Consider the following 26,389-nt stretch of genomic DNA (forward strand, 5'->3'; position numbering starts at 1 on the left):
GCTATTGTTTGAGCATGATCTTGTCGGAAAACCGCTGCACACTTTTCCGGATCATGCTCTAGAAGGTAAGCTGCACCTTCATCGACTGTGCGCGGTCGCTGGCGAGCTCGAAGGCGGCGACCGCGTTCTCGAACGGCATGGTGGCCGTGATCAGCGGCTTGACGTCGATCAGGCCTTCGCCCATCAGCCGCACCGCGAGCTCGAACTCGGAATCGAAGCGGAAGGTGCCGCGAAGCTGCAATTCCTTGGCGACGATGCTGTTGATCGGCAGCGTCATCTCACCGCCGAGTCCGAGTTGCACCAGCGTTGCGCCCGGCCGCAAAACGTCGAGCGCGGTGCGGAGTGCAGCCTGGTTGCCTGAGGCTTCGAACAGCGTGTCGAACACGCCCTTGCGGGCGCGCCACGGATCAAGCGCTGTTGCGTTGGTCGCGACATTGATGGCCTGGGTCGCGCCGAGTTTTTTCGCGACCGCGAGCGGCGCTTCGGACACATCCGTTACCACGATCTCGGATGCACCGCCGAAGCGCGATACCAAAATCATCAGCGCGCCGATCGGGCCGCAGCCGGTGATCAGCACGCGCTTGCCGAGCAGGGGGCCGGCCTGCTTGCCGGCATGCAGGCACACGGCGAGCGGTTCGGCGACCGCGGCTTCCGCCAGCGATAGCTTGTCTGCGATCGGCACGGCCTGCATCGCATCGACCGTGATGAATTCGCGAAAGCCGCCTTGCACATGGGGAAAGCGCATCGCGCTGCCGAGGAAGCGCATGTCGAGGCACTGGTTGCGCATGCCTTCTTGGCAATGCAGGCACTGGCCGCACGGCTTGCTCGGATTGACCGCGACGCGCGAGCCCGGCTTGACGCTGGTGACGCCGTCACCGACGGACGCGACCACGCCGGCGATCTCATGCCCCAGCGCCATCGGCTGCTGGATGCGGACCACGCCGAAGCCGCCGTGATGGTAGTAGTGCAGATCGGAGCCGCAGATGCCGCCATTGGCGATCTTGACGCGGACCTCGCCCGGGCCGGGCTCCGCATCCGGATAGTGATCGATCCGCAGGTCTTTCGGGGCGTGAATGACAACGGCGCGCATGGGCTTCTTCCTTCGGCGGTTCGCAGGTCACATCGCGGCGATCATGCCGCCATCGACATAGATGATCTGGCCATTGACGTAAGTCGAAGCGTCGGAAGCCAGGAAGATCGCGGCGCCGACCAGCTCATCCGGCTTGCCCCAGCGTTTCGAGGGGATGCGGCCCATCAGCCAATTGTTGAAATCGGTATTGTTGACCAGCGCCTCGTTCATGTCGGTCAGCATGTAGCCGGGGCCGATCGCATTGGCCTGAATGCCGTGCTGGGCCCATTCCACTGCCATCGAGCGGGTCAGATTCTTGATGCCGCCCTTGGCGGCGGTGTAGGGCGCGATGGTCGGGCGCGCGAGCTCGCTGCCGAGCGAGCCGATATTGATGATCTTGCCGTGCTTGCGCGGGATCATGCGCTTGGCCGCCTCGCGGCCGATCACGAAGGCGCTGGTGAGGTTGGTCTCGATCACCTTGCGCCATTCGTCGGTGGTGAATTCGACCAGCGGCTTGCGGTGCTGGATGCCGGCATTGTTGACGACGATGTCGACGGCGAGGCCTTGTCTGTCGAAATCGTTGAAGGCGGCGACGATCGCGGGCTCGTCGGTGACGTTGAACGCGGCGCCTTCGGCCTGGTGACCGGCATTGCGAAACTCGGCGACGGCCTGCTCGACGCGCTTGGGATCGACGCCGTTGATGATGATCTTGGCGCCGGCTTTGGCCATGCCTTCGGCAATGGCGCGGCCGAGGCCGCGGGAGGAGCCCGTCACCAGCGCGGTGCGGCCGGAAAGGTCGAAGAGGGCGGTGCTCATCTTAGGAATCCTTAGGCGTTGGAGCGGCGCACGGTCAGATCGGAGCGGTCGAATACGGCGGGCAGAAGATCGACGCCGAGGCCGGGGCCCTCCATGGGATAGACAAAACCGTCCTTGATCGTGGGCATGGTGGTGACGAGCTCATTGTACCAGCCCTTGTAGAAGGCGCGCACCGATTCCTGGATCAGCGTGTTGGGCTGGCTGAACGACATGTGGATGGCGGCGACGAAGCCGATCGGGCCGATGCAGTCATGCGGTGCAAAGGGCCGGTGATAGGTCTCGGCCATCGCGGCGATCTTGCGACCTTCGGTGAGGCCGCCGGTCCAGCACAAATCCGCCATCACCACGTGCATGGCGTCGCGGTCGAGCATATCCTTGTAGGGAAAGCGTGAGCCCAGCGTCTCGCTGGCGCAGACCCAGACATCGGTCGAGCGCGCATATTCTGTCAGCGCCTGCGGCGAGTTCATGCGGATCGGGTCCTCGTACCAGGTCGGCTTATAGGGCTCGAGCGCGCGCGCGATCTGCTTGGCTGTCGGCAGATTCCAAAGCGAGTGGAGCTCGACCATGATCTCCATCTTGTCGCCGACGGCTTTGCGGATCTTCTCGAACGGTTCGATCGCCTGCTTCATCTGCGCGGCGGTGATGTAGAGGCCCTTGTTCTCCTGGGCCGCCGGATCGAACGGCCAGATCTTCATCGCGGAGATGCCGCTTTCCAGAAGGCTCTCTGCGAGAGCGTCGGCGCGATGCATGAAGCCGTCGAGATCCTCGTAAGGCCCCTTGGAGGCGCCGAGATTCCAGTTCGCGACCGGGCTGATATTGGTCGAGCGGACATATTGCGTGCCGGCGCAGGTGTTGTAGATGCGCTGCTTGTCGCGGCAGAGACCGCCGAGCATCTGGTGCACCGGCTGGCCGCAGACCTTGCCGAAAAGGTCCCACAGCGCGATGTCGATCGCAGACGCTGCGCGATATTCGACGCCGGTGGATGACTGCGCCATCGGCAGGTTCAGCATGTCGCGGTGGATGGCTTCGATGTGCAGGGGATTGCGGCCGAGCAGCCGGCCGGCAAAGGTGTCGTGGATCTGCGCCTCGACTGCGCCCGCGCCGTAGAAGGTCTCGCCGAGCCCGATCACGCCGGTATCGGTGTGGATGCGCACCCAGATGACGTTGGAGAACTCCTCGGTGCGCAGGGTCTCGATCGACGTGATCTTCACGGCAACAATCCTCCCGTCGGGCCCATAGCGCCCGTTTTGTTTGTCATTTCTGCGCCGCCGTTGCCGGCGGGGCCGGTGCCAGTTTTACGCCGGCTTGTAATATATCACAACATGTTTTAAGGATATCACAAACAAGGCGCCGCCTCGCAATGAGAGCGCAGGCTGACGGGAGGACGACATGGCACGGCGCAAGCGCGCGCTCGAGGTGGTGAGAAACGACGATGACGGCGAGGGCAGGCCCTCCCGGCGCAATCGCCTCAACTTCTTCGAGCTGGCCTATCAGAAGATCGAAGAACTCCTTGTTCACTGCGAGCTCAAGCCCGGCCAGTTCATGACCATGCTGGAATTGCAGCAGATCACCGGCTTCGGCCGCACGCCGGTGCATCATGCTGTCAATCGTCTCTCCGCCGACACGCTCATCATCATCCGTCCGCGGCACGGGCTCCACATCGCGCCGATTGATCTGGCGCGTGAGCGCATGCTGCTGGGCTTGCGCCGCGACATGGAGCGCTTCGTGATCCGCCTTGCGGCCGATCGCGCCAGCCTGTCGCATCGCAATCAGGCGCTGCACATCGAGCGTCTGCTGCGCGAGCGCCGCGCCAGCCTGACCCTCGACGAATTCAACAGCATCGATCGCCGCATCGACGCGCTGGTGCTGGAAGCCGCCGGCGAGCCTTTCCTCGCCCACACGCTGCGGCCCCTGCACACCCTGTATCGCCGCATCGGCTTCATCCACCATCGTTTCATGCCGGGACAGACCGAGCTGTCGGGCACGATCGATTGCCATCTCGCCATTCTCGCTGCGGTCGCCAATCGCCGCGTCGAGGATGCCGTGAAGGCGAGCGATGCACTGATCGACTACATGGACGCGATATTCACCGGCATGGAGGCGGGCATCGATCCGCGCCTGCTCGATTGCAGCATCGAGCCGCTGCTCGGCACGTAGAGAGTTTTGAAGAGAGGACCAAGCATGTCAACGATGGCGATGCCACATCCGACCGCGAGCGAAGCCGCGGTCCGCTACCTCATCACGAACTACAGTCCCAAAGGCAACAAGGTCGGCTGGCTGATGATGGCCTCGATCCTGGTCGAAGCCTGGGATCTCTATTCGATCGCCTTCGTGCTGATCTTCATCAAGGAGCAATACAATCCCGATCCGCTGATGCTGGGCCTTGCCGCGGCCGGCACGCAAGGAGGAGCCCTGATCGGCGCGCTGCTCGGCGGCTGGCTGTCCGACAAGATCGGCCGCCGCGTCATGTTCCTGGTGACGATGGTGATGTTCATCGTGCTGGCGCTGGCGCAGGCCTTCGTGCCCAACGTTACCTGGCTCGTGGTGATCCGCTTCCTGCTCGGCATTCCGCTCGGCTCGGACATCTCGACCGGCTACACCTACATCATGGAATCCATGGCCAAGGGTGAGCGCGAGGTCATGGGCAACCGCTGGCAGTTCATGTTCGCGGTCGGCGAGGTGATGACCATCGGCGTCATCGTGATCTTCCTGCTGACCGACATGAACCACGAGATGCTGTGGCGCGTGACGCTCGGCCTCGGCGCGGTGCCGGCGCTGATCATCCTGATCATGCGCCACGACGTGCCGGAGACGGCGGTGTGGCTGGTGCAGAAGGGGCGCTACCGCGAGGCCAAGCAGGTCGCGCGCGAGATGTTCAGCGACAATCTCGACATGCTGCCGGACCGGGACGTCGAGATGCCGAAGGTCTCGACCCGCGCGTTCCTCGCCGATCTCAAGAAGGATCCGATCCGCTGGCGTGCCACGCTGTATGGCTGGATCGCATGTTTCGCGCAGGCGAGCGAGTTCTCGACCTTTGCGTTCTACCTACCGGTGCTGTTTGCAATGGTCGGCGTGTCGTCGATCCTCGGCAACAATCTGGTGACGATGGCGCTGTTTGCCTTCGCAGCCCTGTCGGGGTGGGTCGGGCCACTGCTGACGCCGAAGATCGGCCATCGCGGCATCGCGATGGCGGGCTTCTCCATCGTGCTGGTGTCACTGCTGGTCGCTGCGTTTGCGCTCTACACGGACAACAAGATGCTGCTGCCGTTCGCCGCGGCCGGCATGCTCTGGGGCCACTATTGGGACGCGTCGAACTGCATGACGATTCCGACGATGGTCGCGCGGCCGCGATACCGCGGCACAGCCAGCGGCTTCGCCTACATGTTCGTGAAGCTGCCGTCCTTCCTGGCGATCTTCCTGTTCCCGACGCTGTTCGCGGCGATCGGACAAGCCAACGCCACCCTGTTCGTGGCGATCTTCCCGGTGATCGGATTGCTCGCTGCAACCGTCATCCTGCCGGAGGTCTACGGCTACGAGAACGACTGACGAAGCGCGACCTGGTCGCGGCGTCATCGCCGCGATCGGGGCCTATTTCGGGATGTCGCGCGCCGGCGGCTACGGGCTCAAGAAGACCGGGTCGATCCCGACTCCATGGCCGAGCAGGCCGATCGCCTGAAGCTGGGCGGAGTGGAGGTCGATTTCCACGATGGCGAACAGGGTAAACAACACCACTGCGGAGAAGACCAGCAGCGGATGGGCCGTCTCGGCCCGGCTCTCGTCGCCGCGAATCGGGCGACGCAGGGAGGAACTCTGCGGCAATGCTTTCGATCGAATCTGCATGATGAACCTTCCTTGCCGCGCCATATCCATCTGATCTGCGCGACAATGGAATTCTAGCCACGGCGTCGCCGCCGGCATTGATGCACCGCAAATAGCTCGCACTCGATTTCGAAAGCTGGGTTCGGTATCCCTTACCAGATTGCCGCCGCCAACGCCGCGATCAGTGCGGGTGGCGTCACCAGCAGGCCGAGCTTGAGGAACAGCCAGGCGCCGACCTCGATCTTCTCGCGCCGGAGCGCGACCAGCCAGAGGATGGTGGCGAGCGAGCCGGTCACCGACAGATTGGGGCCGAGGTCGACGCCGATCAGGATGGCGCTGACAACAGGCACGGGCAGATGATCGCTGGCGGCGACCGAGCCGGCGACAAGGCCGACCGGAAGGTTGTTGGCGATGTTGTCGGCGAGCGCGGTGGCAATGCCGACGCTCCAGGCGGCCTGCGGGACGGATTGTGCCACCGCTTGGTGCAGCAGCCCGCTGAGCTGCGCGATCACGCCGGTCTTCACCAGCGCCTCGACCATGACAAAGAGCCCGCCGACCAGCGGCAGCACGCTCCAGGACACGCCGCGCAGCACGGGCATAGGCGATTGACGGTTGATCAGCAGCACGGCGGCCGCCGTCGCGGTCCCGCAGACGAACGTCGGCAAGCCCAATTGCAGATCGAGTGCAGAGGCCCAGATCAGCACGATGCCGATGGCGCCGATGCCATAGGCGGTCAAACGGCCGCCGCGTCCGAGCTTCGGGTGAGGGACACTCTTTTCGATCGTTTCATCCTTCAGCTCGCGGTGCAGCGCAAGGCGCAAGGCGACATAGGTGAGCCCGATCGAGGCAAGTGACGGCAGCGCGAACTGACGCAGCCACGTTCCGAGATGCGGCATGTGCTTGCCGAAGACCACGAGATTGGCTGGATTGGAGATCGGCAGCACGAAGCTCGCGGCATTGGCGATGAAGGCGCAGACGAACAGATAGGGCAGCGGCTTGGCGCCGGCCGCGCGGGTGGCGGCGTAGACGGCGGGCGTGAGCACGATCGCGGTGGCGTCGTTCGAAAGCAGCACCGTCACCAGCGTGCCGACGAGGTAGATCAGCAGGAACAGCCGCTGCGGGGAGCCGCGTGCATGCTCGACCGCAAAGGCGGCCAGATAGTCGAACAGGCCTTCGAGGCGGGCGAGTTCGGCGATCAGCATCATGCCGATCAGGAAGAGATAGACGTCGACACCCTTCTCGATACCGGTGAGCGCATCCTGCCAAGGCAGGAAGCCGAGCAGCACCAGTGCAACGGCGCCGATCAGGGCCCAGATCGCCTCCGGCAGGCGAAAGGGCCGGATGATGACGCCTGCGGTCGCGGCGGCGATGGTGCTCCAGGCCCAGATGGCGTCAGACGGCACGGTCAGTCCTCAAGGTGAACCAGATCTATTCGGCAGCGATACCTGATGCGGACGCCGCTGTCTTCCCCCGCAGGCACAGATCGCCATCTGCGCCTTGCCGCGTCTCCGGTAGAGCGAAGAAGCAGACCACGGCCCCGATCGCCGCCACGATGCCGAGCGAGAAGAACGCTGCGCTGTAACCGACGCCGACCACGACCAGGCCGGCAAGCGTCGTCGATAGCGCCGCGCCGATGCTCTGGGCGGTGATGACCGCGCCCTGCGCGACGTTGAAGCGGCCGGTGTTGCGCATGAGGTCGGCTACGATGACGGGAAAGATTGCGCCGAAAATGCCGGCTCCGACGCCGTCCAGAAGCTGCACGCCGACCAGCCAGAATGGATTGTCCGAGAGCGTATAGAGGACACCGCGGATCGGCAGGATCAACAGCGCGGCAAGGAAGAAGCGCTTGTGGCCCCAGCGGTCGGCCTTGGCGCCCACCAGCATCGCGAACGGCACCATCACGACTTGCGCGGCGACGATGCAGGCCGACATCAGGCTGGTGCCGATGTTCTTGTCCTGCAGCGCGAGCTTCTGCCCGACCAGCGGCAGCATGGCCGCGTTGGAGAGGTGAAACAGGATCACGCAAATTGCGAAGATGAGCAGGGGGCGGCAGGTCAGGAGCACGCTGAAGCCCGAGGGCTGTTCGGGCACCGTGCTGGCGTCGCTGTCGTGCAGACCGCGAGCGAGATCATGGTCGATGGCCCGTTCGGGGATTGCGACAATGCTGGCGAGGCTCGCAATCGCCATGGCGCCGAGCAGGTAGAACACGACGGTCGGGCCGAACCAATAGGCGAAGAGGCCTGCCAGACCCGCCGCGACAGCGTTGCCGGCATGGTTGAAGGTCTCGTTGCGTCCGATCCTGCGGGTAAAGGCGGAATGGCCGAAGATGCCGAGCGAGACGGCCGCGATTGCGGGCGGGAAGATGCCAGCGGCGGCCTGGGCGATCCCCTGCGAGATCGCGACCGGCCCGAAGTTCGGAAACAACGGCAGCGATAGCGAGGCAAGCGCCACCAAAATGGCGGCGACCACCATCGCGAGCCGCTTCGCCCGCGTGGCGTCGACCAGCGCGCCGGCCGGCGTCTGCGCCGCGATGCCGGCGATCGTCGCGATCGACATCACGAGGCCGATGCGCGCCTCATCCCAGCGCTGCTCGGTGAGCAGATAGACCGCGAGATAGGGCCCGAGCCCATCGCGGACATCTGCGAGGAAGAAGTTGGCCGCATCCAGCGCGCGGCCGGCGCGCCTCGTCTGATCGGAGTTTGCGCTCGACATCGGGTGTCTCGGTCGAGGCTCAAAGTGGCCCCGGCAGCAACCATCGTGATGTCGGCCTGGTTCCGCGGATCACGTCGGGCTCCTCAAGACTTGACCGCGAGCAGCACCGCGCCGCCGCCGATCTTGGCGAAGATCGCGGTCAGCGCCGCAAAGCAGGCGGAGAGGATCGCCCAGGTCTGCCGGGCGGAGAGGAGGGCGGGTTTCATGGGGAATACCTGGTGCGCTACGTTTCGATCGTCGTTAGGCGAATAACTGCAGCCTAACACTCAGCCGTCGTCCCGGCGAAGGCCGGGACCCATAACCACAGGCAGGTGTTTTGCGAAGGAGACATCGTGTGTGCCACAAGAGAGATTCCGCGGTATGGGTCCCGGCCTTCGCCGGGACGACAGCGTGTGTTGTGGTCTCCATTCACCTTACCACCGAAAGCTTCTCCGTGATCGCCTTGCGCAAGATGCGCGAGAGCGATTCCACCGAATAGGGCTTCTGGATCAGCTCGAAACCGCGATGCGCATTCTCGGCGAGCACGTTGCTGTAGCCAGAGGTGAGCACGACGGGCAGGCCCGGATAGCGCTCGCGGATGATGCTGGCGAGCTCGACGCCGTTCATGCCGGGCATGATGACGTCGGAGAAGACGAGGTCGACGGCGAATTCGTTCTCGCCAAGGATCGCGAGCGCCGCATCGGCGCTGGCGACGCGGCGGACGACATAGCCGAGATCCTCCAGCAGCTCGGTGGAGAAGCGGCCGACCTCGTCATTGTCCTCAACCACGAGCACGCGGTAGCCGCGCCCGGTGGCCGCGGCCTCATGGGTCAGTGCCGCGGCTTCCTTGTCCGTCGCAGGGCTTTGCGCCCGCGGCAGATAGATGGTGAAGGTCGCGCCTTTGCCTTGCCTGCTCGTCACCGCAATGTCGCCCTCGGACTGTTTTGCGAAGCCGAAGGCCTGGCTGAGGCCGAGCCCGGTGCCCTTGCCGACCTCCTTGGTGGTGAAGAAGGGCTCGAAGATCAGGTCGAGATGCTCCGGCGCGATGCCGCAGCCGGTGTCGGTGACTGAGATGGCGACATAGTCGCCGCCGCGCGCCGATTGTGCGCGCAGGCTCGGAATCCCAAAGACCTTGCGGACGGCGATGGTGAGGCCGCCTTCGCCGTTCATGGCGTCACGGGCGTTGACGGCGAGATTGATCAGCGCGCTCTCGAACTGGGCGATGTCGGCCACAGTGAAGCAGCCGGGATCCTCGACCTCGACCGCGATCTCGATGCTGCCTCCGACCAGCGGGCGGATCAGTTGCGCGACGCCCTCGACCTGGCTGCCGACATTGAAGATCTGCGGCTTGAGCGGCTGCCGCCGCGCGAACGCCAGCAGCTGTGCAGTCAGCGTGGAGGCCCGCTCGACCGTCTCGGAGATGGCATCGACATAGCGGCGGCGGCGCTCCTCCGGCAGCTCGCGGCGGCGCAGGAAGTCGGTCGCCGAACGGATGATGGTGAGGAGATTGTTGAAGTCGTGCGCGACGCCGCCGGTGAGCTGGCCGATCGCCTCCATCTTCTGCGACTGCCGCAGCGCTTCCTCGCCGCGCCGGCGCTCGGTGATGTCGACGGCCTCGGGCACGGCGCCGGTGATGTTGCCGTGGCGGTCGAGCACGGGGCGCATGCCGAAGTCGAAATCGCGCTCGCCGATGGGAAGGCGCAGCCGCATCTCGAGCCGCACGGCTTCGCCCTTGAGCACGGTATCGAAGGCGTCGCGCACCAGCGCGCCCATGCCCTCCGTCGCGCTGAACCAGGGCGTCTCCCACAACGGCTTTCCGATGACGTCCGAGGAATTCGCCTTGATGCCGTCAAGCGCAGTCTTGTTGGCGTAAAGCAACTCGCCCCTGAGATTGACGAGGCCCTGATACTGGTTGCTGGTCTCCAGGATCGCACGCAGCCGCGCCTCGTTGGATTCGAGCTCGGCGGTGCGCTGGGCGATGCGCTCTTCCAGAGTCTCATTGAGCTGCCGGAGCTCGATCTCGGCCTGCTTGGCCGCGGTGATGTCGTGGGCGACGCCGATGAAGCCGATATGCTTGCCGGTCGGGTCCCAGCGCGGCTGCGATTCCGAGCGCAGCCAGCGCCATTCCCCCTTGGCATTCTTGTAGCGTGCTTCCAGCACGAACGGTTTTAGCGACGCTTCGCCCTGGACGGATTGCTGGAGCACATGCGGCAGGTCGTCCGGATGCAACACCTTGCGCCAGTCGAAGTCGATGGCCTGATCATAGGGCAGGCCGACGAAATCGACATAGGCCTGGTTGGCGAAGGAGCGCTTGCGGTCGAGCTTGGTCACCCAGATCGGCACCGGCGCGCTGTCGGCGATCAGCCGGAAGCGTTCCTCGCTCTCGCGCAGCGTCTCGCGCGCGAGCGCCTGGGCGGTGATGTCGATGTGGGCGCCGACGAGGCGGATGGCGCGGCCGTCCTTGTCGCGCTCGATCTTGGCAACGACCCGAATCCAGCGGGTCTCGCCGTCATTGGGGCGGATGATGCGGTATTCGGCGGTGTAGTCTTCGCTCGTTCCGGCGAGAGCCTCGAAGAAATGTTTGACGGTCGCGTCGCGATCCTCGGGATGGATGCGGTTGACCCAGTCCTCGTGCGTCTCGTCCGCGGCCTCCGGGGGCAACCCATGGATCATCAGATATTCGGGCGAGCGACGGTTCTTGAAGCCCTCACGGAAGTCGACCTCGACGCCGCCGACCTTGCCGATACGCTGGATGCGCGCGAGCTCGGCCTCGCGCTCCTGAAGCGCGCGATAGGCGTTGTCACGCTCGCGCGCGACGTCTTCGAGGTGCTGGCGCAGCCTTTCGGCAGCGATTGTCTCGGGCAAGGGTTTGTTCAAGGCATGGGCCGTTGTCATGCGGGTGCGCACGTGCCGGACCGATATTCACACAGACGGAGCGTGATGGCCATCACTTAGAAGGGAATATGCAGGGAAGGGCGCGGATTCCGGCGGGTATGAACGAATGCCTCCACCGGCTATTTGTTCCTGACGTTGGAACGATGCGCCCTCTGCGCGCGTATCTGCGAGGCGCGACAACTCTGATTCCACAAGACTCCCTTTGCGAAGAGGCTAAATCTTGAAGCTCTTTGTCTGCCAGGCCTGCGGCAACGTCCTCTATTTCGAGAACCGCGCCTGCGAACGCTGCGGTCACCGCGTGGCCTTCCTGCCGGAGAAGGAGACGATGTCGGCCGTCGAGCCCGACGGCGAGGCCTGGAAGACGCTGACCGACGCGCGCGAAATCCGCATGCTGTGCCGCAATGCCGAATACGATTCCTGCAACTGGCTGACGGATACGGTCGACGGCACGGGCTATTGCCGCGCCTGTCGTCACAACGGCATCGTGCCGGATCTGTCGGATCCGGCGCAGCTCGCCGGCTGGCGCGGGCTGGAGGTGGCAAAGCACCGCCTGTTTTATTCCCTGATCCGTTGGAAGCTGCCGCTCCAGACCCGGCAGGACAACCCTAAGCATGGGCTGATCTTCAATTTCCTCGCCGACGATCCGCACAGCGGGGAGAAGGTCATGACCGGTCATGACAACGGCCTGATCACGATCGCTCTCACCGAGGCCGACGACATCGAGCGCGAGCGGCGCAGGCTCGAGATGGGCGAGCCCTACCGGACGCTGCTCGGGCATTTCCGCCACGAGGTCGGACACTATTTCTGGGACGTGCTGGTGCGGGACGGCGGCAAGCTCGACCAATGCCGCGCCATGTTCGGCGACGATTCGGCCGATTACGGCCAGGCCTTGCAGCGCCATTATGCCGAAGGCGCGCCGCCGGACTGGCAGCAGAACTACGTCTCGGCCTACGCGACGACGCATCCGTGGGAAGACTTCGCCGAGACCTGGGCGCACTATCTCCACATCGTCGACACGCTGGAGATGGCCGCCGAGTTCGGCATGGAGGTACGCCCCAAGGTCGACCGCGACGGGGAGCTGACGACGCGCATTCGTTTCAACCCCTACGAGGCCCGGGATGTGGAGGCGCTGGTCAGCGCATGGCTGCCCTTTACCTTCGCCATGAACAGCGTCAACCGCGCCATGGGCCTGCGCGACCTCTATCCTTTCATCCTGTCGCCCGCAGTGATCGCCAAACTGGGCTTTGTTCACAGCCTCGTGCGGGACGTAGCCAAGGCCGGGAAGCCGTAGGCGGTGCCAGGGCCCGCAGGCCCCGCTCCGCAAGCCCGTTCCGGTCTTGCGCTGGTACGCCAGAGGGGAGGGATTTAGACCGTTGCCTCCGGCCCATTTTGATGTACCACGGGGGCCACACGGCCCGTTTCCCATAGGCCCCAACGGCCAGGAAAGGGTCCCCGCCCAAGGTCGAGACTCAAGAAAAGCATGTTCAAACGCATTCTGATCGCCAATCGCGGCGAAATCGCCTGCCGGGTCATCAAGACTGCCCGCCGGATGGGAGTTCAGACGGTTGCGGTCTATTCCGAGGCCGACCGCGATGCCCTCCATGTCGAGATGGCCGACGAGGCGGTGCTGATCGGCCCGCCCGCTGCGGCCGAGAGCTATCTGGTGATCGAGAAGATCGTGGACGCCTGCCGCAAGACCGGCGCCGAGGCCGTGCATCCCGGCTACGGCTTCCTGTCCGAGCGCGAGGCGTTTCCGCGCGCGCTGGAGGCGGCCGGCCTCGTCTTCATTGGCCCGAACCCGGGCGCGATCGCAGCGATGGGCGACAAGATCGAATCCAAGAAGGCGGCCGCCAAGGCCAAGGTCTCGACCGTGCCGGGCTATCTCGGCGTCATCGAGGACGACAAGCACGCGGTGCGGATCGCCGACGAGATCGGCTACCCCGTGATGATCAAGGCCTCCGCCGGCGGCGGCGGCAAGGGCATGCGCATCGCGCACTCCAAGGCCGAGGTCGCCGAAGGCTTCAACCTCGCCAAGGCCGAGGCCAAGGCCTCGTTCGGCGACGACCGCGTCTTCGTCGAAAAATTCATCGTCGATCCCCGCCACATCGAGATTCAGGTGCTGGGCGACAAGCACGGCAACGTGATCCATCTCGGCGAGCGCGAATGCTCGATCCAGCGGCGCAACCAGAAGGTCATCGAGGAGGCGCCGTCGCCGCTGCTCGACGAGGAAACCCGCCGCAAGATGGGCGAGCAGGCCGTCGCGCTGGCCAAGGCCGTGAACTACGATTCCGCCGGCACCGTCGAGTTCGTCGCAGGGCAGGACAAGAGCTTCTACTTCCTGGAGATGAACACCCGCCTCCAGGTCGAGCATCCCGTCACCGAGCTCGTCACCGGCATCGATCTCGTCGAGCAGATGATCCGCGTTGCCGCCGGCGAGAAGCTCGCGATCGCGCAGAGGGACGTCACGCTCACCGGCTGGGCGGTGGAATCGCGCCTCTATGCCGAAGATCCGTTCCGCAACTTCCTCCCCTCGATCGGACGCCTGGTGAAATACCGTCCGCCGGCGGAAGCCAGCAAGGATGGCATCACCGTGCGGAACGACACCGGCGTGCAGGAGGGCGGCGAGATCTCGATCCATTATGATCCGATGATTGCGAAGCTGGTCACGCATGCGCCTTCGCGCGCCGCCGCGATCGAGGCGCAGGCCACCGCGCTGGACTCGTTCTATGTCGACGGCATCCGTCACAACATCCCGTTCCTGTCCGCGCTGATGCATCATCCGCGCTGGCGCGAAGGCCGGCTCTCGACCGGCTTCATCGCTGAGGAATTCCCGAAGGGCTTTGCGGTGCGCGTGCCCGAAGGCGAGGTCGCGCGGCGGATCGCTGCGGTCGGCGCCGCCATCGATCATGTGCTTGGCGAGCGCAAGCGGCAGATCTCGGGCCAGTTAGGCGGCCGCATCGTACAGCGCGAGCGTCGTCGCGCGGTCTGGCTCGATCACCAGGAGATCCTGCTCGAGGTCGGACGCGAGAGCGAGGCGATCGCGGTGCGCTTCATCGATGCCGAGGGCAAGGCCGGCAATGCGCATCTGTTGCAGTCACCGTGGAAGCCCGGCGATCCGGTCTGGCAGGGCACCATCGACGGCCAGTTCATCGCGGTGCAGGCGCGGCCGATTGCCAATGGCATCCGCCTCGCGCATCAGGGCGTCGAGGTGCCGGTCTATGTCTGGACCGAGGCGGAAGCGGCCTCGGCACGCTTGATGCCGGTGACGACGGCCTCCGATACCGGCAAGAAGCTGCTCTGTCCGATGCCGGGCCTCGTGGTCTCGATCGCCGTGAACGAAGGGCAGGAGGTCAAGGCCGGCGAGACGCTCGCTGTGGTCGAAGCCATGAAGATGCAGAACGTGCTGCGCGCCGAGCAGGACGGCACCGTGAAGAAGATCCACGCCAGCGCCGGCGCGACGCTCGCGGTGGACGCGCTGATCTTGGAGTTTGCGTAAGACTGGTCTCGGCTATTGCCCAATGTCGTCCTGGACAAGTGAGCGGAGCGAACGCCGATCCAGGACCCATTACCCCAGGGAGCAGTTGTTGACGGAGATCGTAGCCATCACCTGCAGCGACAATGTACAGTTGGGGTAATGGGTCCTGGCTTTCGCCAGGACGACGATAGAGTGTGTTCGCATCGACCGAGACAGCACCATGGCCTTTCGTTCCCGCCGCGAGAAACTGCGATCGATCCTGTCGGGCGGGACTTGCGTCCGTCCCGGCTCGGTCTACGACGCCATCTCGATCCGCATTGCCGAGGACCTCGGCTTTCCGCTCGGCATGTTCGGCGGTTCGGTGGCCTCGCTCGCCGTGCTCGGCGATCCCGACGTCACGCTGATCACCCTCACCGAGCTTGCCGAGCAGATACGGCGGATGTCGCGCGCCTCCGCGCTCCCCGTCCTCGTCGATGCCGATCACGGCTATGGCAATGCTCTGAACGTGCGCCGAACGGTGCAGGAGCTGGAGACAGCGGGGGCTGCCGGGCTCACCATCGAGGACACGCTGCTGCCGGCGGCGTTCGCCGAGGCGAAGACGCAGCTGATCCCGCTCGAGGAAGGCGTCGGCAAGATGAAGGCGGCGCTCGATGGCCGCAGCGATCCCTCGCTCGTGATCATGGGCCGCACTGGAGCTGCCTCGATCACTTCGATCGAAGATGCGATCCGGCGCGCCGTGGCCTATGAGGCCGCCGGTGTGGACGCGCTGTTCTTCACCGGGATCAAGTCGCGCGCGGAGCTTGCGGCCATCGCATCCGCCACGCACCTGCCGCTCGTGCTCGGCGGCGCGCCGGAGGAATTGAACGCGACCGACTATCTCGAGAGCCAACGCGTGCGCATCGCCCTCCAGGGGCATGCCCCGATCGCGGCCGCAACGCAGGCCGTGTACGAGGTTCAGAAAGCGTTGCGTGACGGCACAGCGCCGAAAGCGCTGAAGGGATTGCCCGCAGCGGAACTGACCAACCGCGTCATGCGCGAGGCCGACGTGAGGGCGCGCAGCGCCAACTTTCTTGGGCTGAAAAAATGAGCAGGGCGATCCTCCAGGTCATGATCCGCGGTCGCGTCCAGGGCGTCGGCTACCGCGCCTGGGTCGAGTACCAAGCGACCACCAGCGGTCTCGAAGGGTGGGTCCGTAACCGCCGCGACGGCAGCGTCGAGGCACTGTTCGCGGGCGCGCCCAAGCACGTCGCCGACATGGTGGCACTGTGCCGCCACGGCCCGCCGTCCTCACGCGTCGACAGCGTCACCAGCGAGACCGCCGGTGCGGATGAACTAAACCTGCGCCGGGCAGGGGAGGCGTTTTCGGTGTTGCCGACGGTGTGAACGCTCGCAACAGGTCGTCATGCCCGGGCTAGGACGTGGACTCATTAACGCGAAGCCATAGCCTGATCGAGGCGAGCTGAACGAAAGCAAGATAGTTCGCTGCCAGCTTGTCATAGCGAGTTGCCACGCGACGGCACTGTTTGATCCTGTTGAAGAACCGCTCGACCTGGTTGCGAGCGCGATAGAGATACGGGCTGAAGCAGATCGGATCGCTGCGATTGCTCTTTGGCGGGATGTTGGCCCACGCTCTTCTTCATCGCAAGTTCTCTGATCCAGTCGGCGTCATAGCCACGGTCGGCGAGTAACATTGCCCCGGATTTCAGACGAGACAGCAGTTTTCCGGCTAGTCGAACGTCGTGCGCCTCACCGGGGCTCAGCGCCAGCCGTACCGGCAGACCATTGCTATCGACCACCGCATGAATTTTGCTCGTCAAGCCGCCGCGTGACCTTCCCATCGATTGGCGCTGGTTTCTCGTAACGCAGGCTCCATGCTGGTGCACGCGGACAATAGAGGTGTCGATCATCTGGACAGCGGCATCATGAGCAGTGGCAAGTGCGTCTATGATGCGGCCCCAGACACCAGCCCGCCGCCAACGGACGAAACGGTTATAGCAGGTCGTGTAAGGGCCAAAATGATCCGGCAGATCGCGCCAAGGTGCCCCGGATCGCAGGACCCAGAAGATGCCGTTTAAAACGCGTCGGTCGTTTACCCGAGGAACGCCACGAGGCTTGTTTGGCAGCATCGGCTTGATGGCAAGCCATTCATAGTCGGCGAGTTCGTAGCGCATGATTCGTCCCCCCAGTTTGGGAGTTTGAATCATGGGGGGCGGTCCAAGCGCAACGCTTCTGGCCTGGCTCGGCGCTCTCTGGGCAAAGCTTCAGCTAACCGACAGCCCTCGTTGAGTCCGTCGAAAATGATTCAAAGCGGACGTTAGTCGGACCGTGCGGCCGACTCGTCAATTTTCATGATCGGCTGCCTGCCTTGACCTGCTGGCCGACTAGGTCACGCACGATTCAAATTTTGTTTTTTGACCTTGAGGCAGGCAAATCTCCGCCCACTTGGTCGTTGTCACGGTGCGCGGCGATGAACATGGCGACGGCCGACCGGCAATAGGATTCGATTTCGTTGTCGTCCTCTGCTTTCGCCTGATCGAAGCGTGCGATCATCAGGAGATCGGATCCTTTGAAAAGCGCGGCGAACAAGCGGGCGGACCGGAGAGGATCGGGCACGTTCAGAACCGCCTTCGCGTGCAACTGACGCAACAGGGCCTCGATTTCGGCGATGACATGGGCGGGGCCGGCTTCGAAATGGAGCTTGCTTAACGCGTTTTGACTCGTCTTGTCGGCCATGACCATGGCTTCGAGGCTGCGGACGTCTGATCTCAACAGCGTGCGAAGCAGTGATGATCCCACCGCCACGAGCTGATCTTCGACCGAACCGTCGACGCCTTCAAGAAGGGCCTGTGGTGCAAACAACTGATGGCAGCCGGCCGCCATGGCCGCGCCGAACAGCGCCTCCTTGTTCTCGAAGTGCCTGTAGATGCTGAGCTTGGATATCTTCGCTCGCTGGGCGACCTTGTCCAATGTCGTCGCTTGAAAACCCAACTCCACAAAGAGCTCGCGCGCGGCGTCGATGATGGTTTGGCCAAGCGCCTCGTTGGCGGGCCGGCCGCGCCGGCCCTGGCTGTTTTCGGTCACGGCAATTCCAGTACTTGACAGTATCCTAATTCTTGAATTACGATACCATGAAGTATCTGAAATGTGCAAGCCAGGGGGTAGGGTGACTCCTTCGATGGAACGACGAGCCCTGCCGAAGTTGGCTGCGCTTTCCGCCATCGGCCTCGCCCGCGCTCAGGCCACCGCCAAGCCCAACTCGTCTCCCTCCATCCACAACACGGAGCCCATCACCATGGATGACGTCATCATCATCGGCGGCAGCTTTGCCGGTCTCGCCGGCGCCTTGCAGCTCGGCCGCGCCCGCCGCAAGGTCACCGTTCTCGACACCGGTCTGCCACGCAACCGCTTCGCCGGCCACTCGCATGGACTGCTCGGCCACGATCACAAGCCGCCGCTGGACATCCTGGCGGAGGCGCGGCGGCAGTTGGCGCGTTATCCCGCGATCAAGCTTGTCAGTGCCCGGGCCGACAGCGTCTCCGGCGCCATCGACAATTTCTCTGTCCTTACTGGCGATGGTGAAAGCCTTGCGGCGCGTCGTCTGATCCTGAGCTATGGCGTCGCCGACCAGATGCCTGATGTTCCGGGCTACGCCGAAAGCTGGGGCACGTCCATCGTGCCATGCCCCTATTGCGACGGCTTTGAAGTCGCCGGCCAGCATTGGGGCCTCGTCTGGTCCAGCCCGCAGTCGCACAATCAGGTCAGGCTGTTCCACGATTGGACTGACAAGTTGACGCTCTTCGCCGATGGTCACGACATTCCGCCCGATATCCAGGCCGATCTGGCGCGCCGCAACATACCTCTCGTCGATGGCCGGATCGTCGAGATCGCCCATCACCAGGGCCATATCGCCACCGTCAATCTCGATACCGGCCGCAATGTCGCGGTCGACATCCTGTTCGCCAATCCGCGCAACAAGCCGTCCGCAAGCCTGCATGAAGCACTGGGCCTTGCCACCGTGGCTACGCCCGCCGGCATCGTCCTCAAGGTCGACGAACGCCGTCAAACCAGCACGCCTGGCATCTACGCCGCCGGCGACCTCACCACGCCCTTCTTGCCCTCGGTCACCCAGGCATCATCGCAGGGCGCGATGGCGGGTATCTTCGCCCAGCAGTCGATGGTGGTTTGAGAGCGCAGATTCCCTTCTCCGGTTGCCGCGTGCCACCGAATTGGAGTTGAGGAAGAGAACGATGTCGAAAGAACCAATGAACAGCTTCGCCGGAAAATGGGCTCTGATCACCGGGGCGTCGAGTGGCCTCGGCCTCGACTTCGCAGATCTCCTGGCTGCGCAGAAAGTCAATCTCGTATTGGCGGCCCGAAGGCGGGAGTCGATGGAAAAGCTTGCCGCCGATCTCCGCCGCAAATACGGGGTGGACGTGCTGGTCGAGGCGATCGATCTTGCCGCGCCGGGCGCCGCCAGCCACTTGAAAAGCAGTCTCGATGCGAGGTCGGTGACGATCGACATCTTGCTGAACAATGCCGGATACGGCTTGCACGGCGCTTTGTTGGACACGCTGATCGAGCGCACGACAGACATGATCCAGCTCAACATCACGACGCTCACAGAGCTGACCTACCTGTTCGGCCGTGACATGGCCGCGCGGCGCTCTGGACATATCCTTCTCGTCGCCAGTCTCATGGCCTTCCAAGCCGTTCCCAGCTACGCGGCCTATGCGGCGACCAAGGCATATGTACTCGCCCTTGGCGAGGCCCTGCACGACGAACTCCGCTCGCATGGTGTGGTTGTTACCACTCTCTGCCCGGGGCACACCGCGACGGGCTTCGATGCGGCAGCCGGCGCAGCCACAACGGCCTTGCTGCGCCTCCTCACCATGAAGCCTCGTCCGGTCGCCGCGAGCGGTGTTCGGGCGCTTATGGAAGGAAAAGCCATGGTGATCGCCGGCCTCGCGAACAAGATGGCAGCCTTTTCAAATCGTCTGACGCCGTGATCAATGCAAAGGGCCACTTTGAAAAGAATAGTGGACGGTTAACTGCAGGGGCGCTGGCGTGCGGAGCTCATCGAACAAGCGGGGGCTCTGAAGGCTGACGATGTACACGGAGCTTCGATCCGGATCTGGTCGTTCCTCTCAAGGATCAGCGGAGAATGGATCGCTTCATCCCGTTCGCCCTCGCTGCTCGCTGGAGACGATGCGCGCTTTGGCATCGGACAGTTTAGAGAACAAGGATATGTCATGGCACAGCACAATGCCGATCGAGCCGCCGGCTGGAATGACCAAAGCGGGGAGCGCTGGGTCGCCCACCAGGCCCGGCTCGACGCCATAGCGGCCGTGTTCGGTCAGGCCGCGATCGAAGCCGCCGCGCCCGCGACGGGCGAGCGCGTGCTGGACGTCGGCTGCGGCGCGGGCGCGTCGAGTCTGGCTCTGGCCGCCCGCGTCGGCGCGGGGGGCCAAGTGCTGGGCGTGGACATATCCGAACCGCTGATCGCCCGAGCGCGCGCGCTCGCGCCACAGGATACGCCAACCCTGTTCCGCGTCGCCGACGCCAGCAGCGCCGAGCTGCCCGAGGGGGCGTTCGACATCCTGTTCTCGCGTTTCGGGGTGATGTTCTTCGACGATCCGACAGGCGCGTTCGCCCATATGCGCCGCGCGCTCAAGCCGGGCGGGCGGGTCGCTTTCGTCTGCTGGCGTGGCGCGGCCGAGAACGATTGGATGCGCCTGCCGATGGGCGCGATTAAGGGCATCGTCCCGGCGACCGCGCCGCCCGATCCCGAAACGCCCGGCCCGTTCTCGTTCGGCGACCGGGGGCGGGTGGCGCGCATCCTGACGGGGGCCGGCTTCAACGATATCGCTATCGCGCCCTTCGATGCTTCCGTCCCGTTTGGCGAGGGCGCGACGCGGGACGCGGCGATCGACGACGCGGTGAAGATGACGTTCGAGGTCGGCCCGCTGTCGCGCGCGCTTGTTGATCAGCCCGACGACATCCGCGCCCGCGCCTCGGCCGCGGTTCGTGCCGCCTTCGCGGACTGCCCCGGCGAGCGGTCGGTGATGATCGACGGCGCGACGTGGATCGTCACCGCGCGCAATCCCGCGCAAGCTGATAGCGATTAGCAGGGGGAGACGCCCCTCGCTGGCCTTTATGGCCGCTGCGCTGGCCGGGTGCAAGGATACCGTGGCGCAAAAAGCCGAACCGCCGCGGCCGGTTGTGGTTGCGACCGCGCATTTTGACGCCGAGACCCCGGAGCGGAGCACAGCTGCTTAATGAGTACACAGCCTAGTCCCGGGCATCCACGTTCTTCGTGCGACGGGGCTAGACGTGGATGGCCGGGACAAGCCCGGCCATGACGGCGAGGAGGCTTCGGTGCCTCAAGCTCTCGAACAGAACAATCACCGCGGCAGCTTGGCAATCGCCTCGCTCAGCTCGTGGATCTCATAGGGCTTGCGCAGGATCGGGAAATCGCCGCGCACGCCGGCGGCGACCTCGCTATAGCCGGTGGCGAGCAGGATCGGCAGGCCGGGGCGGATCTGGCGCAGATGCTGGGCGAGGCTGAGCCCGTCCATCTTGCCGGGCATGACGATGTCCGAGAAGACGAAGTCGACGCCGTTCGTCTCGATCTCGCGCAACGCGGCTTCGGCATCCGCGACCCTGCGCACGCTGTAGCCGAGCTGTTCCAGCAGGCCGACGCTGACGGATGCGACCTCGGGATTGTCCTCGACCAGCAGCACCGTGCCGCTGCCGCGGAACGGTGATGCTCCCGCCGTCTGACGCGATGGCGCGTCGTCTGCGCGCGGCAGGAGGATGGTGAAGGTGGTCCCTTTGCCGAGCTCGCTTGCGACTTTGATCGTTCCCCCCGCCTGATGAGCAAAGCCGTGCACCTGGGAGAGGCCAAGGCCAGTGCCTTTTCCGATCGGCTTGGTCGTGAAGAACGGCTCGAAGATCTTGTCGAGGACGTCATCGGGAATGCCAAGCCCGGTATCGGTGACGTTGATCGCGACGAACCTGCCGGCGAAGGGGTCCTCATGCAGCACGACGTTGTGCGCACCGATCGTCACCGTGCCCCCGTCGGGCAGCGCATCGCGGGCATTGATGACGAGGTTGAGCAGCGCGGTCTCGAGTTCGGAGACGTCGGTCTTGATCGGCCAGAGATCGGGGCTGATGTCGAAGGCGAGGCGCACCGAGCTGCCGACGCCGGCATCGAGCACCTCGCGGATCGCGGCGATACGCTCGGCGAAGTCGATCGCCTGCGGATTGACGCTCTGCCGCCGCGCGAAGGTGAGCAGCTGGTTGGTCAGCGCCGCGCCGCGCTTGGCGGCGGTCTCGATGGCCGAGATCGCGCGCTGAAGCTTTGCCTCGTCCTTGGCCCCTCTCTTCAGCATATGGAGGCTGCCGCTGATGATCATCAGGAGATTGTTGAAGTCGTGGGCGACCCCGCCGGTGAGCTGGCCGAGCGCATCGAACTTCTGGGATTCGGCGAGCTGCTTCTGCATCGCCTCGAGCTTGATCTGCGTATTGCGGCGTTCGGTGATGTCGCGCGTGATCTTGGCGAAGCCGACCAGCTCGCCGTCCTCGTAGATCGGATCGATCACGACGCTGGCCCAGAAGAACGTGCCGTCCTTGCGGACGCGCCAGCCTTCCTCCTCGAAGCGACCCTTTTCCCGCGCGAGGCCCAGAGCGCGCGCGGGCTTGCCGTTGGCACGGTCGGTCTCGGTGTAGAAGCGGGAAAAATGCTGGCCGAGGATCTCTTCGGGCGCGTAGCCCTTGATGCGCTCGCCGCCGATGTTCCAGCTCGTGATGATCCCGGCGGGATCGAGCATATAGAGGGCGTAGTCCGCAACGCCTTCGACCAACAGCCGGAAACTGCGTTCGCTCTCGAACAAGTCTCTCTGTTGATTAGACTTTTTTACCATTCCGGACCCCGCCTCGACGGGGACAAACGCTGGGGGCGCCGGATTGGTTCCTGGGATCTGGGACATTTTTAGGCAAACATCAGGGGGCCGTATGCAGATCGGCCACCCCCATGAGACGCTGCGCAGCGCGTTCGAGGCGATCCTGTGAGCGCTCGCGGTCTCAAGCCGGTACGCTCCGGAAGGTCGCGGCCACCGCGCGCAGCGCCGCCAGCTTGGCGGGATCGCTGACCTTCGAATGCAGCATCACCTTCGAGCTGCCGAGTTTCGGCAGCTTGTGCGCCGGCCCGATGTCGACCAATCCGGGAGGTGCGATCCGCCGCGCCAGCGGCGCGATGGCAAGTCCGGCAAGCGCAGCTGCGACCACCGCCGTGACGCCGCCGCCGACAAAGCGTTCGCGCCAGGCGATGCCGGCTTTGTCCAGCGCACGCACGGCGATGGCGCGGACGCCGCAGGGCGGGGAGAGCGTTGCGAGCGGCAGCGGCTCGCCCTTCGGCAGCGTGAGGCGGCGCGCGGCGAACCAGCCGAACTCGTCCTCGGTCAGCTTTTCGCCGCCGCGGCGGCTGCCTTCCTGGCGGACGATCACGGCATCGAGTTCTCCCGCGTCGTAAGCATCCTGCATTTCGCGCGAGAAGCCGATGGTGACGGCGAGGGTGAGATTAGCAGACATCGCATGCAGCCGTTCGAGCAGCGGCACCAGCTCAGGGCCCGCCGCGTGGTCGGAGATGCCGAGCGAAAGCGACTGCGCGACCGATGCCTCGCCCGAGAGCGCGCGGTCATGCGCTGCGATCAGCGCGCGGGCGCGATCGAGGAACGCGGCGCCGTCGGCGGTGAGCCGGACCGCGCGCGGTGAACGCTCGACAAGACGTTTTGCCAGCAATGTCTCCAGCCGTTGCAGCTTGAGGCTGACCGCAGCCTGGGTCGTGCCGAGCACTTCGGCGGCACGGGTAAAGCTCTGGAGGTCGGCAACCAGCAGGAAGGCCTGGACGGTCGCGATGTCGAGTGTGGATGCCATTATCAATCTTTATCACTGGTATCAATAGAGATAAGATATCAAAATGACGAGGGGAGGTCTAGCTTCCGGACCGACGCCGCGCAAATCGCGCGACATTTTGGGGAGAACCATCATGCCTCTGATCACCGTATCCTACACCACGTCCCGTCAGTCGCCGTCGCTGAAGGCCGACATCGCGAACGCCGTGTCCGAGCTCACCGCAAAGATCCTGCACAAAGATCCCGAGGTGACCGCCATCATCGTGAAATCGGTCGATGCAAGCGACTGGTTCGCCGGCGGCAAGTCGCTCGCCGAGCAGAAGCTTGCGAGCTACTGGATCGACATCCACGTCAGCGAAGGCACCAACACCAAGGACGAGAAGGCGGCCTATCTCGCTGCCATGTTCAAGCGCATGGCCGAGCTTTTGGGCCCGCTGCATCCCGAGACCTATCTGCACGTCGACGAGGTCAAGGGCGATGCTTATGGCTTTGGCGGCCTGACTCAGGAGCGGCGCTACATCGCCGGCAAGCTCGCGGTTTCGCTCAAGGCGGCGTGAGACAGGAAGCCGCGGGTGATGATCTCACCCGCGGCCTGAATTTCAGCTCGCGGCGCGGAACTGAACCTCTGAATTGTTCAGGAAGCACGTCTTGTCGAACAGTTTCAGGTCCAGCGGATTCGGCAGCCTGACATCGCTGAGATCGGGGCAGCGCTTGACTGAGGGATCATAGGATCGATCGATCTGTGCGATGAAGACGACGATCAATCCCCCCTCGCGTGCGAACGATTTCAGCGCGCGCACCTGAACGGAGAGGTCGGGGTTGTCCCGCCTCTGGTCGAGCAGTTGCAGATAGTCGATCACCACGACTGTGCCGCGGGGAGCTGCGGCCATTTGCTTCACGACGTAGTCGGCGCTGATGGCGTCCGAGCAATCGATTTCGAACAGTTTGTCGAACTGCACGGGGTCCACGCCGATCGCGCGGAGGCGGTCCAGAACGTCTTTCTCGGTATATTCGAGCGAGAAGAACGCAGCGCGATGGCCCGACCGCATGGCTACGACGGCAAGCTCGAGGCTCATCAGTGTCTTACCTTGCCCGGGGCGCGCGCCGACCAGCACGAGGTCGCCCGGCCGGAATTGCGGAAACAGCCTGTTGGCCGGCGTCACCGCGGCAGCTTTCGCCGCCAGCATGCTCCAGGCGGAAAAGCCTTCCGCTGCAGCAACGCGATCAAGCGCGGCGTGGAGCGGAATGCCTTCCTCGTGCGACAGGCGTCTTGCGTTTCGCTTCAGACGATAGATGGGTGCAGACAACTTCATCGAGAGAACCTCCCATTGCGAGCAGAAAGCGCAATCCCTCCTTATGCCTGGCGCTCGAACAGTCGGTCCGATGATCAAATCGCCCGGCATGACGTCTGCTTTCCCGGCGGAGGGGGGAGGCGTGGGCGGCACCGGAAATAAACATAGCCGATTCCGCGGCGAGCGGAGAACACGCGCGATCGGCCTCGAACAAAAATGTTAGACCGCCGCTTCCGGCAGCAGCGCGCGGGTCGGCCCGAACAGCTCCTCGAACGCCTGCCGGAGCGCGATATCGACATCGGCCATGGTCACGAGCTGGCCGAGATCGACCAGCGAGGTGACACCGTAGCGGGGATCGGCGACGCCGCAGGGCACGATGCCGTCGAAGTGCGACAGCTCCGGCTCGACGTTGATTGCAATGCCATGGAATGACACCCAGCGCTTCAGCCGGACGCCGATCGCCGCAATCTTGTCCTCGTGCTCCGGCCCCTTGTCGGGCCGCTTCACCCAGACGCCGACCCGGTCCTCGCGCCGCTCGCCGCGGACGTTGAAGGCGGCGAGCGTGCGCAGAATCAGCTCCTCCAGGCTCGCGACATAGGCCCGGACGTCCGGTCGGCGGCGCTTGAGATCGAGCATGACATAGGCCACCCGCTGGCCGGGGCCGTGGTAGGTGAGCTGGCCGCCGCGTCCGGTCGCAAAGGTCGGGAATCGGGGATCGAGCAGGTCGGATTCCTTGCCCGAGGTGCCGGAGGTGTAGAGCGGGGGATGTTCGAGCAGCCAGACCAGCTCGGGAGCCTCGCCCGCGGCGATCGCCGCGACGCGGGCCTCCATGGCGGCCACCGCGTCCGGATAGGGCACCGGAGCGTCCGAGATGAGCCACGCGACGAGCTCGCCGCTGGCGGCGGAAAATGACGTCAAATCCAGCTCTTGACGCTGGTTTTGGCGGGGGCTTTCAGGCGAATTAACCATTGGCTAACCATAACGTGGTGATCATCACGGGAGCAAATACCAAGTCCTTTGGTTCGAAGTCCCAAGTTGCGGCGGTCCTGACAGTGCCCACACTCGATAAAGTCACCGTGGATCTCATGGTCGTCCTCGGCACGACTACCATGCCGATTCATCAGGTATTACGCCTTTCGCGCGGCGCCATCATCGAGCTGGACGCAACCGAGGCCGACGAGGTCAAGGTCTTGGCCAACAATTTGCCGGTCGCCTCCGGCGTCGTGCTGGTCGACCGCAACCGGATCGCGGTCGAGGTCAAGCAGATGCTGCCGCGCACGCCGGGGACGCGGTAGCGCCCTGGGCGCCCGATAGGCCGATCCCAGGGGAAGGGGCCGGAAACTTTCCTGCCAAGCTTGTGGAATTCGGGGCCCTTGCAGGCTTGTATCCCCCTGATGGATTTGTTAGATCGGCGGCCGCT

The 26,389-nt window shown here is 64.5% G+C and carries 25 protein-coding genes and 1 pseudogene; 12 read left to right on the forward strand and 14 right to left on the reverse strand.

Annotation, left to right across the window (positions count from 1 at the left end; all coding sequences use genetic code 11):
- Positions 1-58 precede the first annotated feature (58 nt).
- The 3 genes from ACR9YP_RS21090 to ACR9YP_RS21100 are packed head-to-tail and all read right to left on the reverse strand — an operon-like array spanning position 59 to position 3,096.
- The gene (locus ACR9YP_RS21090; RefSeq protein ID WP_474216977.1) at positions 59-1,090 is read right to left on the reverse strand and encodes an L-idonate 5-dehydrogenase; all 1,032 of its coding nucleotides are present in this window, start codon (positions 1,088-1,090) and stop codon (positions 59-61) included.
- 27 nt (positions 1,091-1,117) lie between these two features.
- Positions 1,118-1,885: an SDR family oxidoreductase gene (locus ACR9YP_RS21095; RefSeq protein ID WP_438107626.1), complete on the reverse strand. Its 768-nt coding sequence runs from the start codon at positions 1,883-1,885 to the stop codon at positions 1,118-1,120.
- Between the two features lie 11 nt (positions 1,886-1,896).
- Positions 1,897-3,096: a mandelate racemase/muconate lactonizing enzyme family protein gene (locus ACR9YP_RS21100; RefSeq protein ID WP_438107628.1), complete on the reverse strand. Its 1,200-nt coding sequence runs from the start codon at positions 3,094-3,096 to the stop codon at positions 1,897-1,899.
- A gap of 178 nt (positions 3,097-3,274) precedes the next feature.
- On the opposite strand from ACR9YP_RS21100, the gene ACR9YP_RS21105 reads away from it, so the two are divergent.
- Together ACR9YP_RS21105 and ACR9YP_RS21110 are read left to right on the forward strand one after the other, a co-directional pair.
- Positions 3,275-4,042: a GntR family transcriptional regulator gene (locus ACR9YP_RS21105; RefSeq protein WP_128941237.1), complete on the forward strand. Its 768-nt coding sequence runs from the start codon at positions 3,275-3,277 to the stop codon at positions 4,040-4,042.
- Between the two features lie 24 nt (positions 4,043-4,066).
- The gene (locus ACR9YP_RS21110; RefSeq protein WP_438107632.1) at positions 4,067-5,431 is read left to right on the forward strand and encodes an MFS transporter; all 1,365 of its coding nucleotides are present in this window, start codon (positions 4,067-4,069) and stop codon (positions 5,429-5,431) included.
- A gap of 69 nt (positions 5,432-5,500) precedes the next feature.
- Here the strand turns inward: ACR9YP_RS21110 and ACR9YP_RS21115 are convergent, their stop codons facing one another.
- The 5 genes from ACR9YP_RS21115 to ACR9YP_RS21135 form a co-directional block, all read right to left on the reverse strand.
- Entirely contained in the window at positions 5,501-5,725 is a 225-nt protein-coding gene (locus ACR9YP_RS21115; protein ID WP_164939115.1) for a hypothetical protein, read from the reverse strand.
- A 131-nt stretch (positions 5,726-5,856) separates the two neighbouring features.
- Entirely contained in the window at positions 5,857-7,107 is a 1,251-nt protein-coding gene (locus ACR9YP_RS21120) for an arsenic transporter (RefSeq protein WP_474216978.1), read from the reverse strand.
- A gap of 25 nt (positions 7,108-7,132) precedes the next feature.
- Positions 7,133-8,416 (reverse strand): MFS transporter, encoded by a 1,284-nt coding sequence (locus tag ACR9YP_RS21125; RefSeq protein WP_438107636.1) that lies wholly within the window; start codon positions 8,414-8,416, stop codon positions 7,133-7,135.
- 83 nt (positions 8,417-8,499) lie between these two features.
- On the reverse strand, positions 8,500-8,622 hold the full coding sequence (locus tag ACR9YP_RS21130) for a hypothetical protein (protein WP_438107638.1): 123 nt from the start codon (positions 8,620-8,622) through the stop codon (positions 8,500-8,502).
- Positions 8,623-8,824: 202 nt separating this feature from the next.
- Positions 8,825-11,302 (reverse strand): PAS domain-containing hybrid sensor histidine kinase/response regulator, encoded by a 2,478-nt coding sequence (locus ACR9YP_RS21135; RefSeq protein WP_474216981.1) that lies wholly within the window; start codon positions 11,300-11,302, stop codon positions 8,825-8,827.
- A 208-nt stretch (positions 11,303-11,510) separates the two neighbouring features.
- Here ACR9YP_RS21135 and ACR9YP_RS21140 point away from each other — a divergent pair, with 208 nt between their 5' ends.
- The 4 genes from ACR9YP_RS21140 to ACR9YP_RS21155 all read left to right on the forward strand — a co-directional run bounded on the left by ACR9YP_RS21140 (position 11,511) and on the right by ACR9YP_RS21155 (position 16,148).
- Positions 11,511-12,581: a zinc-binding metallopeptidase family protein gene (locus ACR9YP_RS21140; RefSeq protein WP_474216982.1), complete on the forward strand. Its 1,071-nt coding sequence runs from the start codon at positions 11,511-11,513 to the stop codon at positions 12,579-12,581.
- 189 nt (positions 12,582-12,770) lie between these two features.
- Positions 12,771-14,786: an acetyl-CoA carboxylase biotin carboxylase subunit gene (locus ACR9YP_RS21145; RefSeq protein WP_370985730.1), complete on the forward strand. Its 2,016-nt coding sequence runs from the start codon at positions 12,771-12,773 to the stop codon at positions 14,784-14,786.
- 199 nt (positions 14,787-14,985) lie between these two features.
- Positions 14,986-15,852 (forward strand): isocitrate lyase/PEP mutase family protein, encoded by an 867-nt coding sequence (locus ACR9YP_RS21150; RefSeq protein ID WP_438107641.1) that lies wholly within the window; start codon positions 14,986-14,988, stop codon positions 15,850-15,852.
- Positions 15,849-16,148 carry an acylphosphatase gene (locus tag ACR9YP_RS21155; protein ID WP_091889695.1) on the forward strand — a complete coding sequence of 100 codons (300 nt, stop codon included), beginning with the start codon at positions 15,849-15,851 and terminating at the stop codon, positions 16,146-16,148. The genes ACR9YP_RS21150 and ACR9YP_RS21155 overlap by 4 nt, the downstream gene beginning before the upstream one ends.
- Before the next feature lie 28 nt (positions 16,149-16,176).
- On the opposite strand, the gene ACR9YP_RS21160 is transcribed toward ACR9YP_RS21155, so the two are convergent.
- Both ACR9YP_RS21160 and ACR9YP_RS21165 read right to left on the reverse strand, forming a co-directional pair.
- Positions 16,177-16,936 (reverse strand): IS5 family transposase gene (locus ACR9YP_RS21160; protein ID WP_438107643.1). Its coding sequence is split into 2 segments (ribosomal slippage): positions 16,177-16,396 and positions 16,395-16,936, totalling 762 coding nucleotides; the frame shifts between segments, so codons are not numbered across the junction.
- Between the two features lie 226 nt (positions 16,937-17,162).
- Positions 17,163-17,846 carry a TetR/AcrR family transcriptional regulator gene (locus ACR9YP_RS21165; protein ID WP_271591156.1) on the reverse strand — a complete coding sequence of 228 codons (684 nt, stop codon included), beginning with the start codon at positions 17,844-17,846 and terminating at the stop codon, positions 17,163-17,165.
- Positions 17,847-18,057: 211 nt separating this feature from the next.
- On the opposite strand from ACR9YP_RS21165, the gene ACR9YP_RS21170 reads away from it, so the two are divergent.
- From ACR9YP_RS21170 to ACR9YP_RS21185, 4 genes and pseudogenes are all read left to right on the forward strand, one after another.
- Positions 18,058-18,951 (forward strand): NAD(P)/FAD-dependent oxidoreductase, encoded by an 894-nt coding sequence (locus ACR9YP_RS21170; RefSeq protein WP_461618236.1) that lies wholly within the window; start codon positions 18,058-18,060, stop codon positions 18,949-18,951.
- Between the two features lie 61 nt (positions 18,952-19,012).
- Positions 19,013-19,771 (forward strand): SDR family NAD(P)-dependent oxidoreductase, encoded by a 759-nt coding sequence (locus tag ACR9YP_RS21175; protein ID WP_474216983.1) that lies wholly within the window; start codon positions 19,013-19,015, stop codon positions 19,769-19,771.
- A gap of 243 nt (positions 19,772-20,014) precedes the next feature.
- Complete coding sequence (locus ACR9YP_RS21180) at positions 20,015-20,890, forward strand: class I SAM-dependent methyltransferase (protein ID WP_341510676.1); 876 nt, start codon at positions 20,015-20,017, stop codon at positions 20,888-20,890.
- A gap of 28 nt (positions 20,891-20,918) precedes the next feature.
- Positions 20,919-21,029 (forward strand): annotated as a pseudogene (locus ACR9YP_RS21185) (efflux RND transporter periplasmic adaptor subunit); the annotation flags it as partial.
- A gap of 137 nt (positions 21,030-21,166) precedes the next feature.
- Here ACR9YP_RS21185 and ACR9YP_RS21190 read toward each other — a convergent pair.
- On the reverse strand, positions 21,167-22,687 hold the full coding sequence (locus ACR9YP_RS21190; protein ID WP_370985733.1) for a PAS domain-containing sensor histidine kinase: 1,521 nt from the start codon (positions 22,685-22,687) through the stop codon (positions 21,167-21,169).
- A 160-nt stretch (positions 22,688-22,847) separates the two neighbouring features.
- Positions 22,848-23,699, reverse strand: a complete 852-nt coding sequence (locus tag ACR9YP_RS21195; RefSeq protein ID WP_438107647.1) for a LysR family transcriptional regulator — start codon at positions 23,697-23,699, stop codon at positions 22,848-22,850.
- A 112-nt stretch (positions 23,700-23,811) separates the two neighbouring features.
- Between ACR9YP_RS21195 and ACR9YP_RS21200 the strand changes: the two genes are divergently transcribed.
- Positions 23,812-24,234, forward strand: coding sequence for a tautomerase family protein (locus ACR9YP_RS21200; RefSeq protein ID WP_370985735.1), 423 nt, complete (start codon positions 23,812-23,814; stop codon positions 24,232-24,234).
- A 42-nt stretch (positions 24,235-24,276) separates the two neighbouring features.
- Here ACR9YP_RS21200 and ACR9YP_RS21205 read toward each other — a convergent pair whose 3' ends face one another.
- Together ACR9YP_RS21205 and lipB are read right to left on the reverse strand one after the other, a co-directional pair.
- Complete coding sequence (locus tag ACR9YP_RS21205; protein WP_474216984.1) at positions 24,277-24,990, reverse strand: DNA helicase; 714 nt, start codon at positions 24,988-24,990, stop codon at positions 24,277-24,279.
- Between the two features lie 198 nt (positions 24,991-25,188).
- Positions 25,189-25,938, reverse strand: coding sequence for a lipoyl(octanoyl) transferase LipB (gene lipB / locus ACR9YP_RS21210; RefSeq protein WP_474216985.1), 750 nt, complete (start codon positions 25,936-25,938; stop codon positions 25,189-25,191).
- A gap of 83 nt (positions 25,939-26,021) precedes the next feature.
- Between lipB and ACR9YP_RS21215 the strand changes: the two genes are divergently transcribed.
- Positions 26,022-26,264 carry a FliM/FliN family flagellar motor switch protein gene (locus ACR9YP_RS21215; protein ID WP_011088012.1) on the forward strand — a complete coding sequence of 81 codons (243 nt, stop codon included), beginning with the start codon at positions 26,022-26,024 and terminating at the stop codon, positions 26,262-26,264.
- Positions 26,265-26,389: the final 125 nt, after the last annotated feature.

It is taken from the genome of Bradyrhizobium sp. BR14999 (genome assembly GCF_056106085.1).

What these genes read in the sequence shown, in the direction of transcription:
- ACR9YP_RS21090 (WP_474216977.1), bottom strand. Translation starts at nt 1,090, where the DNA reads ATGCGCGCCGTTGTCATTCACGCCCCGAAAGACCTGCGGATCGATCAC.
- ACR9YP_RS21095 (WP_438107626.1), bottom strand. Translation starts at nt 1,885, where the DNA reads ATGAGCACCGCCCTCTTCGACCTTTCCGGCCGCACCGCGCTGGTGACG.
- ACR9YP_RS21105 (WP_128941237.1), top strand. Translation starts at nt 3,275, where the DNA reads ATGGCACGGCGCAAGCGCGCGCTCGAGGTGGTGAGAAACGACGATGAC.
- ACR9YP_RS21110 (WP_438107632.1), top strand. Translation starts at nt 4,067, where the DNA reads ATGTCAACGATGGCGATGCCACATCCGACCGCGAGCGAAGCCGCGGTC.
- ACR9YP_RS21115 (WP_164939115.1), bottom strand. Translation starts at nt 5,725, where the DNA reads ATGCAGATTCGATCGAAAGCATTGCCGCAGAGTTCCTCCCTGCGTCGC.
- ACR9YP_RS21125 (WP_438107636.1), bottom strand. Translation starts at nt 8,416, where the DNA reads ATGTCGAGCGCAAACTCCGATCAGACGAGGCGCGCCGGCCGCGCGCTG.
- ACR9YP_RS21130 (WP_438107638.1), bottom strand. Translation starts at nt 8,622, where the DNA reads ATGAAACCCGCCCTCCTCTCCGCCCGGCAGACCTGGGCGATCCTCTCC.
- ACR9YP_RS21145 (WP_370985730.1), top strand. Translation starts at nt 12,771, where the DNA reads ATGTTCAAACGCATTCTGATCGCCAATCGCGGCGAAATCGCCTGCCGG.
- ACR9YP_RS21150 (WP_438107641.1), top strand. Translation starts at nt 14,986, where the DNA reads ATGGCCTTTCGTTCCCGCCGCGAGAAACTGCGATCGATCCTGTCGGGC.
- ACR9YP_RS21155 (WP_091889695.1), top strand. Translation starts at nt 15,849, where the DNA reads ATGAGCAGGGCGATCCTCCAGGTCATGATCCGCGGTCGCGTCCAGGGC.
- ACR9YP_RS21170 (WP_461618236.1), top strand. Translation starts at nt 18,058, where the DNA reads ATGGATGACGTCATCATCATCGGCGGCAGCTTTGCCGGTCTCGCCGGC.
- ACR9YP_RS21175 (WP_474216983.1), top strand. Translation starts at nt 19,013, where the DNA reads ATGTCGAAAGAACCAATGAACAGCTTCGCCGGAAAATGGGCTCTGATC.
- ACR9YP_RS21180 (WP_341510676.1), top strand. Translation starts at nt 20,015, where the DNA reads ATGGCACAGCACAATGCCGATCGAGCCGCCGGCTGGAATGACCAAAGC.
- ACR9YP_RS21190 (WP_370985733.1), bottom strand. Translation starts at nt 22,687, where the DNA reads ATGGTAAAAAAGTCTAATCAACAGAGAGACTTGTTCGAGAGCGAACGC.
- ACR9YP_RS21195 (WP_438107647.1), bottom strand. Translation starts at nt 23,699, where the DNA reads ATGGCATCCACACTCGACATCGCGACCGTCCAGGCCTTCCTGCTGGTT.
- ACR9YP_RS21200 (WP_370985735.1), top strand. Translation starts at nt 23,812, where the DNA reads ATGCCTCTGATCACCGTATCCTACACCACGTCCCGTCAGTCGCCGTCG.
- ACR9YP_RS21205 (WP_474216984.1), bottom strand. Translation starts at nt 24,990, where the DNA reads ATGAAGTTGTCTGCACCCATCTATCGTCTGAAGCGAAACGCAAGACGC.
- lipB (WP_474216985.1), bottom strand. Translation starts at nt 25,938, where the DNA reads ATGGTTAATTCGCCTGAAAGCCCCCGCCAAAACCAGCGTCAAGAGCTG.